Here is a 15,973-nt window from a genome sequence, read left to right as displayed (position 1 = left end):
GAAAATGTAAACAACGGACATCTATACTTTACAATCTCTCAAAACTTCCTTAAAACTCTTCCCATAGACTAGTACTTGTATACAAAAACATTCTATTGGAGGTTTTTTGATTGTTTAATAGAAAGCTTGGAAAAATTACTGTTCCGGTTGCAGTGCTTTCAGCTGTAGTTGCCGCAAGTGTCATTGGGAATTTTCCAAATGCGAAGGCAAGTGAAGCAGAAGCTGCTGGAAATAAACCGAATGAAATAAGAAACGTTATTTTCCTGGTTGGAGACGGAATGGGTGTATCATATACATCAGCATACCGCTATCTGAAAGACGACCCTTCTACACCGCAGGCTGAGCGTACAGAATTTGATCAGCACCTTGTCGGCAATCAAATGACCTATCCTGAAGATCCTAAAGAAAATGTAACAGATTCAGCATCGGCTGCAACAGCGATGTCAACAGGATATAAGACATTCAATGCTGCAATCGGCGTAGACAATGACGGTACAGAGCTTAAAACAGTGTTAGAATCGGCAAAAGAAAAAGGAAAGGCGACAGGTCTTGTTGCTACGTCTGAAATAACGCATGCTACACCTGCTTCATTCGGTGCCCATGATATGAGCCGGAAAAACATGAATGGAATAGCAGATGATTATTATGATGAACTGATCAACGGCAAACATAAAGTGGATGTCATGCTGGGCGGTGGTTTAAGCAACTTTGACCGGGCTGACCGCAACCTTACAGAAGAATTCCAGAAAGACGGGTACAGCTATGTGACATCGAAAGAAGAAATGATGAAGGATAAAAATCAGCAGGTTCTTGGACTGTTTGCGGATGGCGGCCTTCCAAAAATGATTGACCGCAAAAAAGAAACACCTTCTCTTGAAGACATGACCAGTTCAGCTCTTTCAAGACTAAATCAAGATAAAGACGGGTTTTTCCTGATGGTTGAGGGAAGCCAGGTTGACTGGGCCGGACATGACAACGATATTGTAGGAGCCATGAGTGAAATGCAGGATTTTGAAAAAGCCTACAAAGCAGCGATTGAATTTGCCAAAAAGGACAAGCATACCCTTGTTGTGGCTACAGCAGACCATTCAACTGGCGGTTATTCAATCGGAGCTGACGGTGATTACAACTGGTTTGGAGAGCCGATCAAAGCTGCAAAGCGCACACCTGACTTTATGGCTTCCCAAATCGTTGAAGAAGGCGCAGATCCTGAAAAAACGTTAAAACAGTATATCGATCTTGAACTGACGGCAGAAGAAATCAATGCTGTCAAAGATGCAGCAGAAAAAGGGAAAGCAGACAAAGATAAAGGAATTCTCCGTGTTGATAATGCGATAGAAGCCATCTTTAATAAGCGCTCCAATACAGGCTGGACGACAGACGGACATACAGGGGAAGACGTTCCTGTCTTTGCTTACGGACCAGGTAAAGAATTGTTCGCCGGTCATAAAGACAACACAGATCACGCAGAAATCATCTTTGATATCCTAGAAAAAAGCAAAAAGAAATAACCAGGCTGTATCACGACTCTGCCGCATGGGCGGCGGAGTCTGTGTTCATGCCGGCAGATTGGCAAATGGAGAAAGGGGACTACACGATGAAACATGCATGGCTTTTGCTATCTCTGACAATCGTACTTTCTGCTTGTTCTGCACAGGCGACAGAACCTGCCCAAATTGAGAAGAAACAAGAACAGAAGACTGAAACGGCCGCACCATCACCCTCTAATCAAAAAGCCGCTGAAGACAGCTACGTACCAAACCCGCAGATAACGGATGACCGTTCACTCCTTGAACCGGGTCAAACCGTGAAAGATGACAAAGGCGCAGCTGAGCTGAAAGCCATCAGCAGCCTGAATCAGACAATTAAAGCAGGCGATGTGGAACTGACGATTAAAGATGTGAAAATTATCGAGCATACACCTGCCTACAGCATGATTGATTTTTTTCACACATTCACACATGATGAAACGTTTGACATCATCAAAGCGGAGGTAGAAGTGAAAAACACGTCAGATCAGCCCGTCTACTTCTCACCTGTTGCTATGCTGGAAACAAACAGCGGCCAGCGGTGTGACTGGGAATCCGATATTTACCTTGAAGATCTAAACGGTGAACTTGGGGCAAATCAGACCAAAAAGGGTAACATCGGATTTATTCTGGAACATTCCGAAGAGCCTGTTAAAAGTGTCACGATGCTGACTAGCGATGTGCTGAATGCCAATCAGAAAACAGAAAGCAAAGCTCAGAAAATAACAGTTCCATTCAAATGAGACAATACGATCAAGTATTGTTTTTTCTTTTGGAAAAAATTTATAAAATGAAGGTAAACGCATTCATTGCCTATAGAACAAGGTTTGATAAAAGGCGCTTAAAAATGCTGAAAAAAGGAACTAGTCAATCAATTTTTTAGCTGTTATACTTTGAACTATTATTTTCATCATAGAACCTTCATCTTAAAGGAGTTTTTGTATGGCAAAGGAATTTTCAGCAAAACAGATCATGTTTATCAGTCTTATGTTATTTTCCATGTTTTTTGGAGCAGGGAACTTAATCTTCCCGGCTTTTCTTGGACAGGCAGCAGGGGACAATCTTTGGCCTTCTCTTGCAGGCTTTATTCTTTCCGCGGTGGGTCTTCCCATTCTCGGGGTTATCGCAGTTGCTAAAGCAGGGAGCTTTCATGAATTAAATACAAGGGTTCACCCTGTATTTGCCCTTATTTTCCCGTTTATTATTTACGTTTCGATCGGACCTGGACTTGCGATTCCAAGAGCCGGAAGCTTAGCTTTTGAAATGGGGGCAGCGCCTTTTCTTCCCGCTGAGGCTGCGGGTGCTCCTGCAGCACTGTTCATTTATACAGCGGTCTTTTTTGGCTTAGTGTACTGGCTCAGCATGTCCCCTTCTAAGCTTGTGGACTTATTCGGAAAATTGCTTACGCCGATTGTGCTGACGCTGATTCTGGTTATTTTTGTGAAGTCTTTGATTACACCGATTGGAGAAAGTGGACAGGCATCAGGCAATTATGGCTCGAGTCCTGTTTTTCAGGGGTTTCTTGATGGATACTTGACGATGGATGCACTGGCCGCGCTTGCTTTCGGTATTGTGATAGCAACTGCTATCAGATCACAGGGTGTAACAAATGAAAAAGCACTTTCCCGCTATATGATGTTTGCAGGAATGGGAGCAGGCCTGCTTTTAACCATCATCTACATTCTTCTTGGCACAATGGGTGCAGCGAGCGCATCTCTTGGAACATCTGAAAACGGCGCCCAGATTCTGACGAATATTATGACGAGCCTGTTCGGTACAAGCGGCAGCGTCATACTTGGGCTTGTCTTTACACTGGCTTGTTTCTGCGTATCCATTGGGCTTGTGATATCGTGCAGCCAGTTTTTTGCAGGGGCTGTGCCTAGAGTGCCGTATAAGGTATGGGTATTGATTTTATGTCTGGCAAGCACAGCCGTTGCAAATCTTGGACTGACTCAGATTTTGACCGTTTCTGTGCCGATACTGGGCATGATTTACCCAATTGCCATCGTGCTGATCATTCTTGCACTGGTTCATTCTTTCATCCAAAACAGTCCTTACATCTATGTAACTACGGTTCTTTTCACAGGCCTCTTCAGTCTGGCGGATACAGTTAATCAAACATTTCTCAGTGAAGCACTGACACCTGCCCTAAGCTACCTTCCGCTTTACGGCGAAGGCATTGGCTGGCTTGTTCCGGCATTACTGGGAGCTACTGTTGGGCTGGTTTTAGGAAAAAGAAAACCATCACGCGTTCCAGCTTAAAAATAATAATAAATCCATTCTGGGGTTTTCATAAATGAACGCTCCCAGGATGGAATTTCTTTTATAATCGCTTCGTTCAGCTTCCGGCTGTTTTTTTTATCCTCTTCAATCTCAGCTGAAATGGTCTTGATGACTTCTGTGTCGTAGATCAGGCAGCTCGCTTCATCATTTAAATAAAAGCTCCGCGGATCCCAGTTTGCTGTGCTGATATTCGCCGTTTTACCATCAATCAGCATCACTTTCCCATGAAAAAATCCTTTTGTATACAAATAAATATCCACGCCGCGGTTTAACAGCTTTTCTGTTTTTGGATAGCTTGGAGGCTTTGTAAACCATGCGTCTGTATGGTCAGGGACGAGGATCTCAACTTTGACGCCATTTTTCCGCGCATCAATCAGCGCATCCATCATCTCATTGTTTGGTATGAAATAGGGAGTTGCAATAACAAGCTGTTTTCTTGCACTTCTTATTAAAGACAGGAGTTCTTTTTCCCATTCTCCTCCGGTTGAGAAAAACAGCCGATATTCAGAACCGTCCGTCCGGACAGGCTGATGTTTTTTAGGAGGCCTTTTCTGCCCGGTGTCTTCTTCCCAGTCTTTCAAAAATTGCTCCTCCACTTCATACGCGCCTTCACCGGCAATCCGCAGGTGATAGTCCCGCCAGTACCCGAAGCGTTTATCCTGGCCCAGATATTCTTCTCCCATATTGAATCCGCCTAAATAAGACACCCTTCCGTCAATAATGACAAGCTTTCTGTGATTGCGGTGATTCATTCTGTAAAAAGGATGAGTGATTCCGGTTTTCCTGCTGAACGTGAAGTGCACACCGCTCGCTTCAAGGCGATTAATTATTTTCCTGTTGATCTCTTTTCCGCCGATGCGGTCGACAGAAAGCATCACATCTATTCCGTTTTCGGCCTTTTTTTGAAGAAGGGACAAGAAGTTCAGGCTGACAGGATCGTCCCTGATGATAAAAAAATGAATATAAATGTAGTTTTCAGCTTCTTTAATATCTTGAAAGAGTGATTTATAAAGGCTGTCACCTTCGGGGAACAGGGTCAGATCCCCGTGGTATACGGGGGTTTTAATCATGCCGTGTTCATTGGTATAGTCCTTATATCCGCTTTTTACATCCCACTGAAGAATGAAAAAAGTGCAAATCACCAGTGAAATGCATACTCCAAACATAATCATCATTTTTCTCAGCATAAAAAAACTCCCGGAACGTAGTTATCTCTTATGGTTTGATAATCTCCTTCTAAATAACGAAGGGAATCTTTGGAATATCACTTTCATATCTTCTTCTCTCTTTGTTCATAGTTTATTCATAACTGCCCGTTATACTGGAAGGTGTTCAGCAAAAGATAGGAAGAAAATAGTTGGGAGTTATCAAAATGAAAAACATACTTGCAAATAAACTGACGTACGCCTTTTTAATGACAGGTCTGCTCAGCGGGGGAATCGGCTGGGCTGTCGGTTCTGCGGATGACGACGGGGCTGTAGCCAGTGTGAACGGCGAAAAAATCAGTCAGGACAGGCTTTACGGGCTGCTTGCAGATCAGGGCGGATCTAAGCTTGTAGACTACTTAATTACAGAAGAAATCATCAATCAGGAGTCGGAAAAAAAGAAGATTACAGTATCTGATGCAGATGTTGACAAAGAGTATCAAACAATCGTGGAATCGTACGGGGGAGAAGAGGCCTTTCTCCAGCAGATTGAGGCTTCCGGCGGTTCTGCAGAGGCGGTAAAAGAGGAACTGAAAACAAATTTAAAAATTGAAAAACTGCTCGAGCCTGAGATTGACATTTCGGAAGATGAGATGAAAACCTATTTTGAAGAAAACAAAGAAAGTCTTTCTGAACCAGAACAAGTAAATGCAAGCCATATTTTAGTGGAAGATGAGGCGGCAGCAAAAGAAGTCAAAAGCAAACTTGATGGAGGAGCTGATTTTGCGGAGCTAGCCAAAGAATATTCAACAGATACCTCTAACAGCGGCAATGGCGGAGAGCTTGGCTATTTCGCAAAAGGCGAGATGACGGCAGCATTCGAAGAAAAAGCCTTCTCTATGAAAGAAGGGGAAATAAGTGATCCTGTAAAAACAGAGTTTGGTTACCACATTATCAAATTCGAAGACAAAAAAGCGGCAGTCCCGGCAGTATATGCTGAGAAAAAAGAGGAAATCAAGGAAGCCCTTTTCGATCAGAAAATGCAGACAGCCTATACTGGCTGGATGGAAGAGAAAAAAGAAGAATATGAAATCCAGAATTCATTAGAGAGCTGAGAAGAGAGGGGGAAACCTCTCTTTTTTTATGCATTTTTGATAAGCAAATAAAGAAGTACATGAATTAGTACCGCGGAGGCAATCATGTTTTTCCAATTAATGATGTAGCGGCTGCCTGAGGGCTGAATAACACCCATTGCTGCGATGTACCAGAACCATTTGCTGTCCCGCCATCTTTTCTTAGCCGGTACATCCTGCTTCTCATCCATACGTCTGTTTTCTCTTCTTGCCCACCATAAAACAACCAGGATATCTGCGATTGCTCCAGCTGTAACGGCGATAATGGCTGTTCGATCAGAGACTTCCCAAAGAGGCTTATCTTCCCGCTTTTTCTCTTCTTCTCTTTTAGCTTCCTGTACCTTGACTTGCTCGGCGAATTCTCCTGCAAAATCAGTCTTCTGTTCATTAACTGTGGTGAAATTTACGGCCATAAGAATCAGCCACGCCATTAGACCTGCGTATAGAGCAAAAAAAACGGCTGTTTTTTTCTTTGGAGTATTCATCATTCTTTTTAGCATGATCTTTTTCCTCCTAATGATTGGCTGATTTAATCGTACCATTCATATAAATGTAATAATTTGTATATATTGAACGTTTTAAGAACGTTTACATAAATTTGTTAACCGAATTAAAAATAAGTTGACACAAATCCTTGCTATTCTTTACGATGGAAGAGAACGACGAGATGGAGGGAATGCAATGAATTGGTCAACGCTTGCAAATGAAGTCATAAACGGCAAGGTATTAACAGAGGAAGAGTCACTTGAAATTTTAACAAGCGAAGATGATGAGATTCTTAGTCTTCTTCATGGAGCATTTTTGATCAGAAAGCATTATTACGGGAAAAAAGTAAAACTGAACATGATCGTAAACACGAAATCAGGACTTTGTCCTGAAAACTGCGGCTATTGCTCTCAGTCAAGCATTTCAACGGCACCTATTGAAAAGTACAGGATGATGAACAAAGAAAGCATTTTAGAAGGAGCAGAACGCGCCTATAACCTGAAGGTCGGAACCTATTGCATTGTTGCGAGCGGAAGAGGTCCTTCTGAAAAAGAACTGGACACAGTTGTATCAGCCGTAAAAGACATCAAAGATCAATTCGGTCTTAAGGTGTGTGCGTGCCTTGGGCTGTTGAAGCCGGGACAGGCAGAACGCCTCAAAGAAGCCGGAGTCGACCGCTACAACCACAACATTAATACATCAAAAGAGCACCACGAATCTATTACAACATCGCATACATATGATAACCGCGTACAAACCATTGAAGCTGTAAAGGCGTCCGGTATTTCTCCGTGTTCGGGTGTGATCATCGGCATGAGAGAAACAAAAAAAGATGTCGTCAATATGGCATTCAGCCTGCGCGCACTAGACGCAGACAGTATTCCTGTAAACTTCCTTCACGCCATTGACGGTACTCCGCTTGAAGGAACGGATGAACTTGACCCGAGGTATTGCCTGAAGGTGCTCGCACTCTTCCGCTACATCAATCCGACGAAAGAAATCCGTATTTCCGGAGGAAGAGAAGTCAATTTAAGATCCCTGCAGCCGCTTGGGCTCTATGCAGCCAACTCGATCTTTGTGGGAGACTATTTAACAACCAGGGGACAAGAAAGCACGAGTGACCATGAGATGCTGAAAGACCTCGGTTTTGAAGTGGAGTTTGACTTTGAAGATCAGGAGGCAGTTAGGGTCTGATTGCTGGCTGTAGGAGTCATTCATGCAGGGCGGAGTGAGCTGAGTGGTCATGAGCAGGCGTGAAATGACCCTTCATGTAGGGCGGAGTGAGCTGAGTGGTCATAAGCGAGCATGATATGACCCTTCATGCAGGGCAGGGTGAGCTGAGTGGTGATAAGCGAGCATGATATGACCCTTCATGCAGGGCAGAGAGAGCTGAGTGGTCATAAGCGAGCATGATATGACCCTTCATGCAGGGCAGGGTGAGCTGAGTGGTGATAAGCGAGCATGATATGACCCTTCATGCAGGGCAGGGTGAGCTGAGTGGTCATAAGCAGGCGTGAAATGACCCTTCATGCTGGACTGAGTGAGCTGAAGGGTCATAAACGTACAAAGCAGGAAACACATCCCGTTTCCAAAAGAAAAATCCGAACTCCATACAAGTTCGGATTTTTCTTTTGCGTATATTAATAAGTGGATTCCGGAATTTCTTCATACTTTTCAGGATCGAGAGAGTATACGGTGCCGTCAGTTACACCGTTGATTACGCCCATTAATCCGGTTTCAACCGTTTTGACAAGCATCCCTTTTTGCTTTTGGCCAAAGTTCTGTGTTTGGCCTTTGACTTCAAAAAGAACGGTTCCGCTTCCGTTTAATGCAAAGGACCCAAGAGCTGTTCCAGGAAGGTCGAGATCCTGCTGATAGAGTGAAATGTTTGTAAATACGGAATCTCCTTTTGCCTGCAAGGCATCATAGACGGCAACATTCAGCTGCCTTGAAAAATCATAATCGTACCCGTTCGCGTATTGGGCATATTTATCTCCTTCAGGAGTTGCCGGATCAGGTACAAATTGAGCGGAAATGGACATTGTAGCGATTTCACCTGTATCCCCGACATAAGGGAAGCCCTGATGATGCATGTCCATAAAGACATCTACTTTTCCGAATTCTTCCATCAGATCTTTATAGACGTCTCGTACAGTCTGGGCTTCAGGCGTGATGTACCAGCCAGGTTTGTTGGAAGCTCCAGGAAAATCTGCTGCATTAGCAACGTAATCTAAATCAGGGTGGAAATCGCGGTTTACATCAAAGCCCGGATTAGCTGCATAGTCATCCCCCTGGAGAACCCTTGTATAGTAATTCCAGGAAGGGGTTGCTGAACTTAATTGCGGGTATTGCTCCGTAACCTCCGACCAGCTCATGTCATTTCCGCGGCGGTCGAGTTCAGAAGCATCTGCATTCATCATCGGAATGGCAACAATCGTCATCTCTTCACGTATTTTCTTTGCTGCCTCCGAATTGCTTGATCCGATCTTTTGAAGGATGTTCAAAAGCGCCACTGTACCGGTCTTTTCATTGCCGTGAATTTCACTTTGAACTAGCAGTACTTTATCTCCAGTGCCAACCCTTGCTGTATATATTTCTCGTCCCTGGTTGGTAGATCCGGCAACATCAACTGAAATTTTTCCTCCGCTTGTCTGTTCTAGCTGTCTCAGTTTTTTCTGAAGCTCTGCATAGCTTATAAACCCTTGTGTCTCAAGCGTCTCTGCTGCAGCTTGTGAAGGCGGAGCGAAACTGCCTGCCTGCGGAAAGACGAGTGCAGCTGCCATCAAGGCTGTACCTGCTGCTTTAACAAATGTTTTCTTCTTCAAATAAGCTCACCTCTTCATTTTTTGTTGAACAATCAGAATTTTCTGCAATAAGTGAGGGTATTCCTTGTTTTTTGACAGAAATGACGCTATAGGTTCAGAAAAATAGTGGATTTTAATGGTATTGCCAACCTTTTGCCTAGATTTGAGAAAGTTCTTTCGTCTTACGAAAGAAATAGATGTGCAAAAGAAGAAAAGTTTGTCTGAGCAAACTTTTTTAGACATTTGTTACTCTTGTTGAACCGCGAAAAAAGGTTGCTGTAGACTCACTCAAACCTTGACTGGTAAGATGTTCAAGGAACGAAAACGCGGAGGATCATTTGATGGAACAACAAAAATATGCAGATTTAAAAAAAGGCGAGCGGGGAGCGATCATCAGCATTGCTGCATACCTGTGCTTATCGGCTCTGAAATTGCTGATCGGATATTCAGCGAACTCTGAGGCACTTAAAGCGGACGGCTTAAACAACGCAACAGATATCGTTGCTTCAGTTGCTGTGTTCATAGGGCTTCGGCTGTCACAGAAGCCTGCCGACAAAGATCATCCATACGGCCACTGGAAAGCGGAGACAGTTGCGTCGCTTGTCGCATCTTTTATCATGATGGCCGTAGGACTTCAAGTATTGTACGGAGCTGTATTGTCAGTGTTTGAAGGGAAACAGGAATCACCGGACATGATCTCGGCATGGACCGGTTTATTCAGTGCTGCCGTTATGTATCTTGTTTATCGTTACAATAAAAGGCTTGGAGAAAAAATTAACAGCCAGGCAGTGACTGCGGCTGCGAAAGATAATTTGTCAGATGCATGGGTCAGTATTGGGATTGCGATTGGCATTATCGGCTCTCAATTCTCCCTTCCATGGCTGGATCCGGCTGCAGCCGTCATTGTCGGATTACTGATCTGCAAAACAGCATGGGATATTTTCAGGGAAGCTTCGCACCATTTAACGGATGGATTTGACGAAGAGGAAATAGAGGCTTTTAAAGAAACGGCCCTTTCTCTGTACGGGGTTAAAGGGGTAAAGGAAATTAAGGCGAGAAATTATGGAAACAATACAGTAGTAGACATCGTGATCCTGGTGAATTCCAATCTCGATATCCGTGATGCACACGATATTTCTACAAAAGTCGAAACGATTTTAATGAAGAAGCATGAAGTGTACAATGTACATGTACATGTAGAACCGAATTAACAGAAAGGAGGGTGTGCAAGTGGATTCTGAACTCATGTCAAATTTTATTCGTATAGGCCTTCCGCTTCTGGTTATGGCGGCTTCGGTCTTTCTTACTCTGAAACTTCCTTATAGCAGAAGGTTTATACCGCCTGTGACACTCGCCATTTTAGCAGCTCTTGTATACGTCATCCCAACCTTTTTACAGGGAAATGACAAGGATCTGAATGATGTGCTGCTGACGCTGTATTTTACAATGACCCTGATGCTCAGCTGTATGCTGAGTCTTATAGCTGCTTTGTTTTTCAATAAAAAGAAGAATTAGCAAAAAGGCCCAGCACATGCTGGGCCTTTTTCGTATGGCGCAAAACTTGAATTCCGGTCTTACTCACTCGCCGTTATTTTTTTGCCAGCCTCATCTCATCCGGCCACTTGTTCTTTAGTGAATTAATAAACGTTTTCACTATCTTCTTATCTTCACTAACAGGCGAGTACAGGTAGGAAAGAGTCCTTGTAAACCGCTGATTTTTCATATGAATAATTGAAAGGTCTTTATTTGCAACATCCCGTTCAATGACGCTTTTTGAAAGAAAGGACAGGCCCGTTCCGTTCATTAGCGTTTCTTTTATTCCCTGATTGCTGCTGATGGTAAGCAGTGATTTTACTTTAAGGCCGTTCGTCCGTATGACGTGATTTAAATATTCACGTGTACCTGAACCAACTTCGCGGGTGACCCACGGCTGGTTGTGCAAGTCGGCAAAAGTGACCTCTTTTTTCAGACCAAGCTCATGATCCATGGAGGCAACGATAAAAAGCTCATCCTGCATAAACGGGTGGACGGAAAGTTCACTTTCGTTCGTATGCCCTTCAATGAGACCAATATCGACCCCATGCATGCGCACGCTTTGTACAATTTCCTGTGTGTTTCCGATCAGTACCTGCAGTTCAAGCTCAGGATAATCTTTTTGCAGATCAAGCAGCAGGGAAGGGAGGATATACTCTCCAATTGTAAAGCTTGCGCCAATTTTCAATTCCCCGCGGATGGCATTCTGGTGTTCGAGAATATCCTGTTTGGATTGTTCATATAAAGAAATCATCCTTTTTGCACGGTCATACAGAATTTCGCCCGTTGGGGTAATCTGAAGAAACTTGGGAGACCGGATAAAAAGCTTTGTCTCAAATTCTTTTTCAAGGTTTTTAATATGAAGACTGACGCTCGGCTGGGACATGCGGAGAGTTTCTGCTGTTTTTGTAAAGTTTTTCACCTCTGCAAGAGTAATAAATGTTTTCAAAGCATCATAGTGCAAAATAGAAAGCCACCTTATCATTAGAAATCTTAATAATCATCATAAATTAAATGTATTTTACTAATTTTCTGTTTTCAGGTAAAGTAGAAATAGTATTTTTTTATAAAAGCTTTATAAAACAAAGTCATAAAACCGACTTTGCGTATAGGGTTAATTGTATTGGCAGTTCCAAATTCGTTTGCGAGGTGGGTATCGTTGCAACTTCAGGTAAGTAACAGTCCGTTTAATCAGGAGCAGGCAGAGCTTCTTAACCGCCTTCTGCCAACATTATCAGAAACACAGAAGATCTGGCTGACGGGATATTTGACAGCCGCACAGGCTGCTGGACCTATTGGTGTTCTGGCGCCTAAGGCAGGAGAGTCGGCACTTGTTCAAAACACAGCACCCGTTTCAAAAGAAGTGACCGTTCTATACGGCTCACAGACTGGAAATGCACAAAGCCTTGCTGAAAACGCAGCAAAAACACTGTCCGAACAAGGCTTTCAAGTAACTATTTCTTCTATGAACGATTATAAACCGAATCAGCTGAAAAAAGAAAAAAACCTCTTGATTGTCGTCAGTACACACGGTGAGGGAACTCCGCCTGACAATGCACTCTCATTCTATGAGTTTTTGCATGGAAGAAGGGCACCTAAGCTTGATGGCCTGAATTTTTCCGTTCTGTCACTTGGTGACAGTTCGTACGAATTTTTCTGCCAGACCGGCAAAGACTTTGATGGGAAGCTGGAAGAACTGGGCGGAACGAGAATCTTTCCGCGCACTGACTGCGATCTTGATTTTGATGAGCCGGCTGCAGAATGGATCAGCGGTGTGATTACTAGCTTAAAAGAGAAGCAGGGGGACAATGCAGCTCCTGCTGCTGAACTTTCTGCTGTATCAGCACAGCCTTCTGCCTACTCACGCACAAATCCTTTCCGTGCAGAAGTACTTGAAAACATCAATTTAAATGGACGCGGGTCAAATAAGGAAACCCGTCATCTTGAATTGTCCCTTGAAGGCTCAGGTCTTACATATGAACCCGGAGACAGTCTTGGCATTTATCCCGAGAATGATCCCGTGCTAGTTGATCTGTTGCTTGAAAAAACGGGATGGGATCCCGAGAGCAGTGTGATGATCAATAAACAGGGAGACCGTTTGTCCTTGCGGAACGCCCTTTTAACTCATTTTGAAATAACTGTGCTTTCAAAGCCGCTTTTAGAAAAACTGGCAGGCGTATCGGATCACAGCGGGCTTAAGGAGCTTGTTTCACCTGGTAAAGAAGATCAACTGAAAGCGTATATTGAAGGCCGCGACCTTGTTGATCTGATTGAAGATTTTGGTCCTTGGACTGTTTCGGCAGAGGAATTTGTTCAAAACCTCCGCAAAATGCCGGCGCGCCTTTATTCGATTGCGAGCAGCCTGACGGCAAATCCCGATGAAGTGCACTTGACCATCGGCGCAGTCAGGTATGAAACACACGGACGAAAGCGCAGCGGGGTATGCTCCATTTTAACAGCCGAGCGGCTTCAGCCCGGCGATACCCTCCCTGTATACATACAGAAAAACCAGAATTTTAAGCTGCCTGAGAATCCTGATGTGCCGGTCATTATGGTCGGACCCGGAACAGGCATCGCCCCGTTCCGTTCATTCATTCAGGAAAGAGAAGAAACAGGAGCAGGAGGGAAGTCATGGCTGTTCTTTGGCGATCAGCACTTTGTCACAGACTTCCTTTATCAGACGGAATGGCAAAAGGCTCTTGAAAATGGTAGTTTGACACGAATGGACGTCGCTTTTTCAAGGGATACAGCAGAAAAAGTGTATGTTCAGCACCGCATGCTTGAGCAAAGCAAAGAGCTGTACGCTTGGATTAAAGAAGGGGCATATGTCTACATCTGCGGAGATGAAAAACACATGGCCCATGATGTTCACAGCACGCTTATCAGCATTATTGAAAATGAGGGCGGCATGAGCCGCGCGGCAGCGGAAGAAGTTCTTGCCGGCATGCAGCAGCAAAAACGCTATCAGCGCGACGTCTATTGAGAACGATTGAAAGGGGTATACCATCATGTCAAATAAAGTACTGAGTGCGCCTGAAGGCCCTCCGAGTGATGTAGAAGATATTAAACAGCGAAGCAATTATCTGCGCGGGACACTCGCAGAAGTGATGCAGGAGCGCATTTCCGCCGGTATTCCCGACGATGATAATCGCCTGATGAAGCACCACGGCAGTTATCTTCAGGATGACCGCGACCTTCGGAACGAGCGCCAGAAACAAAAGCTTGAGCCTGCCTATCAGTTTATGCTGCGCGTCCGCATGGCAGGGGGAGTCGCAAGGCCGGATCAATGGCTGGTCATGGATGAGCTTGCCCAAAAATACGGAAACGGCACGCTTAAACTGACAACTCGCCAGACTTTCCAGATGCACGGAATTCTGAAATGGAACATGAAAAAGACGATTCAGGAAATCCACGCTTCCATGCTGGATACAATCGCCGCCTGCGGAGATGTAAACCGGAACGTCATGTGCAATGTCAACCCTTATCAATCTGACCTTCATGCTGAAGTGTACGAGCTTTCAAGAAAACTGAGCGATGACCTTCTTCCTCGCACCAGAGCCTACCATGAGATCTGGCTTGATGAAGAAAAGGTAGCAGGCACCCCCGATGCAGAAGAAGTCGAGCCAATGTATGGCCCGCTTTACCTGCCGAGAAAATTTAAGATCGGGATTGCTGTACCGCCGTCAAATGATATTGATGTCTACTCTCAGGACCTTGGGTTTATTGCTATTGTTGAAGATAATAAGCTCTCAGGCTTCAATGTTGTCATTGGCGGAGGAATGGGCATGTCTCACGGGGATACGGCAACATACCCGCAGCTTGGAAAAGTCATCGGTTTTGTTGCCCCGGATCGACTTGTTGATGTGGCTGAAAAAATTATTACTATCCAGCGTGATTACGGAAACAGGTCTGTCAGAAAATATGCCCGTTTTAAATATACGGTCGATCGTTTAGGTCTTCAGAATGTGAAAGAAGAACTTGAGAACCGTCTTGGCTACAGGCTCGGCGCAGCAAAAGATTTCCGTTTTGACAGCAATGGCGACAGCTACGGCTGGGTAAAAGGCGGGAACGGCAAATGGCATTTCACGCTGTTTGTAGAAGGGGGCCGCATCGCTGACTACGACGGGTACCCGCTGATGACTGGCCTGCGCGAAATTGCAAAGGTGCTTAAGGGCGACATTCGTTTGACGCCTAACCAAAACTTGATCATTTCAAACGTGTCATCTCAGCAAAAGAAAAAAATAAATGAGCTTATGGAGAAGTACAGCTTAACAGACGGCAAACACTATTCTGCACTGCGCCGCAGCTCCATTGCCTGCGTGGCTCTTCCAACGTGCGGCCTTGCCATGGCAGAAGCAGAGAGATATTTGCCGAGACTGATCGACAAAATTGAAGAAATTGTGGATGAAAACGGACTGCGCAACGAAGAAATCACGATCCGCATGACAGGCTGTCCAAATGGATGTGCCCGCCACGCCCTCGGTGAAATTGCCTTTATCGGAAAAGCGCCTGGAAAATATAATATGTATCTCGGTGCCGCATTCGACGGCAGCCGACTGAGCAAATTATACCGCGAAAACATCGGAGAAGAAGAAATTCTCAGCGAACTTCGCGTCCTGATTGCCCAATTTGCAAAAGAGCGGGAGCCGGGAGAACACTTCGGAGACTTTGTTGTCCGGACCGGGACAGTAAAAGCAGTAACAGACGGAACTAATTTTCACGACTGACGAAAAGACAGGGAAAACCCTGTCTTTTTTGCGTGAAATAGGATGGAGAAGAGAGTATTGGCGGAGTCATCAGAATGGAGAATGGACCCTATATGTCAGCTCGACCAAAATACAGGGCAGCAAAAAGAGAAAATGCTGCCCTATAAATTCATCGTTCCAAAATACAGGGCACCAAAAAGGAAAAATGCTACCCTATAAATTCGCCAATCCAAAATACAGGTCACCAAAAAGGAAAAATGCTGCCCTATAAATCCACCGGTCGAAAATACAGGGCACCAAAAATCCCGCAGTTTTCCACCTAAAATCAGCCACAAAAAAAGCCTTCAGCAGAAG

Annotated in this window: 13 protein-coding genes; 9 read left to right on the top strand and 4 right to left on the bottom strand. The window is 44.5% G+C overall.

Translation table 11 applies throughout. The features are described 5' to 3' along the window. Positions 1 to 110: 110 nt before the first annotated feature. The 3 genes from JOJ89_RS11655 (at position 111) to brnQ (ending at position 3,791) form a co-directional block, all read left to right on the top strand. Positions 111 to 1,511 (top strand): alkaline phosphatase, encoded by a 1,401-nt coding sequence (locus JOJ89_RS11655; RefSeq protein WP_203287435.1) that lies wholly within the window; start codon positions 111 to 113, stop codon positions 1,509 to 1,511. 86 nt (positions 1,512 to 1,597) lie between these two features. After that, positions 1,598 to 2,272 carry a DUF4352 domain-containing protein gene (locus tag JOJ89_RS11650; RefSeq protein ID WP_203287433.1) on the top strand — a complete coding sequence of 225 codons (675 nt, stop codon included), beginning with the start codon at positions 1,598 to 1,600 and terminating at the stop codon, positions 2,270 to 2,272. A 199-nt stretch (positions 2,273 to 2,471) separates the two neighbouring features. After that, positions 2,472 to 3,791: a branched-chain amino acid transport system II carrier protein gene (gene brnQ / locus JOJ89_RS11645; RefSeq protein ID WP_203287431.1), complete on the top strand. Its 1,320-nt coding sequence runs from the start codon at positions 2,472 to 2,474 to the stop codon at positions 3,789 to 3,791. Here the strand turns inward: brnQ and cls are convergent. Continuing rightward, positions 3,788 to 4,999, bottom strand: a complete 1,212-nt coding sequence (cls, locus tag JOJ89_RS11640; protein WP_051827243.1) for a cardiolipin synthase — start codon at positions 4,997 to 4,999, stop codon at positions 3,788 to 3,790. The genes brnQ and cls overlap by 4 nt on opposite strands. Before the next feature lie 185 nt (positions 5,000 to 5,184). Here cls and JOJ89_RS11635 point away from each other — a divergent pair, with 185 nt between their 5' ends. Continuing rightward, on the top strand, positions 5,185 to 6,072 hold the full coding sequence (locus JOJ89_RS11635; RefSeq protein WP_203287430.1) for a peptidylprolyl isomerase: 888 nt from the start codon (positions 5,185 to 5,187) through the stop codon (positions 6,070 to 6,072). A 26-nt stretch (positions 6,073 to 6,098) separates the two neighbouring features. Here JOJ89_RS11635 and JOJ89_RS11630 read toward each other — a convergent pair whose 3' ends face one another. Beyond that, positions 6,099 to 6,590 carry a hypothetical protein gene (locus JOJ89_RS11630; protein ID WP_029565911.1) on the bottom strand — a complete coding sequence of 164 codons (492 nt, stop codon included), beginning with the start codon at positions 6,588 to 6,590 and terminating at the stop codon, positions 6,099 to 6,101. A 181-nt stretch (positions 6,591 to 6,771) separates the two neighbouring features. On the opposite strand from JOJ89_RS11630, the gene bioB reads away from it, so the two are divergent. Next, complete coding sequence (gene bioB, locus JOJ89_RS11625; protein ID WP_029280664.1) at positions 6,772 to 7,770, top strand: biotin synthase BioB; 999 nt, start codon at positions 6,772 to 6,774, stop codon at positions 7,768 to 7,770. A gap of 446 nt (positions 7,771 to 8,216) precedes the next feature. Here the strand turns inward: bioB and JOJ89_RS11620 are convergent, their stop codons facing one another. Beyond that, a complete protein-coding gene (locus JOJ89_RS11620; RefSeq protein WP_242524598.1) occupies positions 8,217 to 9,401 on the bottom strand; it encodes a M14 family zinc carboxypeptidase in 1,185 nt (394 codons plus the stop codon). A gap of 320 nt (positions 9,402 to 9,721) precedes the next feature. Between JOJ89_RS11620 and JOJ89_RS11615 the strand changes: the two genes are divergently transcribed. Both JOJ89_RS11615 and JOJ89_RS11610 read left to right on the top strand, forming a co-directional pair. Then, the gene (locus JOJ89_RS11615; RefSeq protein WP_029280668.1) at positions 9,722 to 10,591 is read left to right on the top strand and encodes a cation diffusion facilitator family transporter; all 870 of its coding nucleotides are present in this window, start codon (positions 9,722 to 9,724) and stop codon (positions 10,589 to 10,591) included. Positions 10,592 to 10,610: 19 nt separating this feature from the next. Then, complete coding sequence (locus tag JOJ89_RS11610) at positions 10,611 to 10,895, top strand: hypothetical protein (RefSeq protein ID WP_029280669.1); 285 nt, start codon at positions 10,611 to 10,613, stop codon at positions 10,893 to 10,895. Between the two features lie 73 nt (positions 10,896 to 10,968). On the opposite strand, the gene JOJ89_RS11605 is transcribed toward JOJ89_RS11610, so the two are convergent. Continuing rightward, the gene (locus JOJ89_RS11605; protein WP_029280670.1) at positions 10,969 to 11,877 is read right to left on the bottom strand and encodes a LysR family transcriptional regulator; all 909 of its coding nucleotides are present in this window, start codon (positions 11,875 to 11,877) and stop codon (positions 10,969 to 10,971) included. A 195-nt stretch (positions 11,878 to 12,072) separates the two neighbouring features. On the opposite strand from JOJ89_RS11605, the gene JOJ89_RS11600 reads away from it, so the two are divergent. Further along, positions 12,073 to 13,896, top strand: coding sequence for an assimilatory sulfite reductase (NADPH) flavoprotein subunit (locus JOJ89_RS11600; protein ID WP_203287429.1), 1,824 nt, complete (start codon positions 12,073 to 12,075; stop codon positions 13,894 to 13,896). Between the two features lie 25 nt (positions 13,897 to 13,921). Beyond that, entirely contained in the window at positions 13,922 to 15,640 is a 1,719-nt protein-coding gene (gene cysI / locus JOJ89_RS11595; RefSeq protein ID WP_203287428.1) for an assimilatory sulfite reductase (NADPH) hemoprotein subunit, read from the top strand. Positions 15,641 to 15,973 lie beyond the last annotated feature (333 nt).

This window comes from Metabacillus sp. cB07, assembly GCF_016839225.1.
GTDB lineage: Bacteria > Bacillota > Bacilli > Bacillales > Bacillaceae > Bacillus_P > Bacillus_P indicus.
The sequence above is the reverse complement of the archived record's forward strand: the minus strand, read 5'-3'. Positions and strand labels throughout refer to the sequence as shown.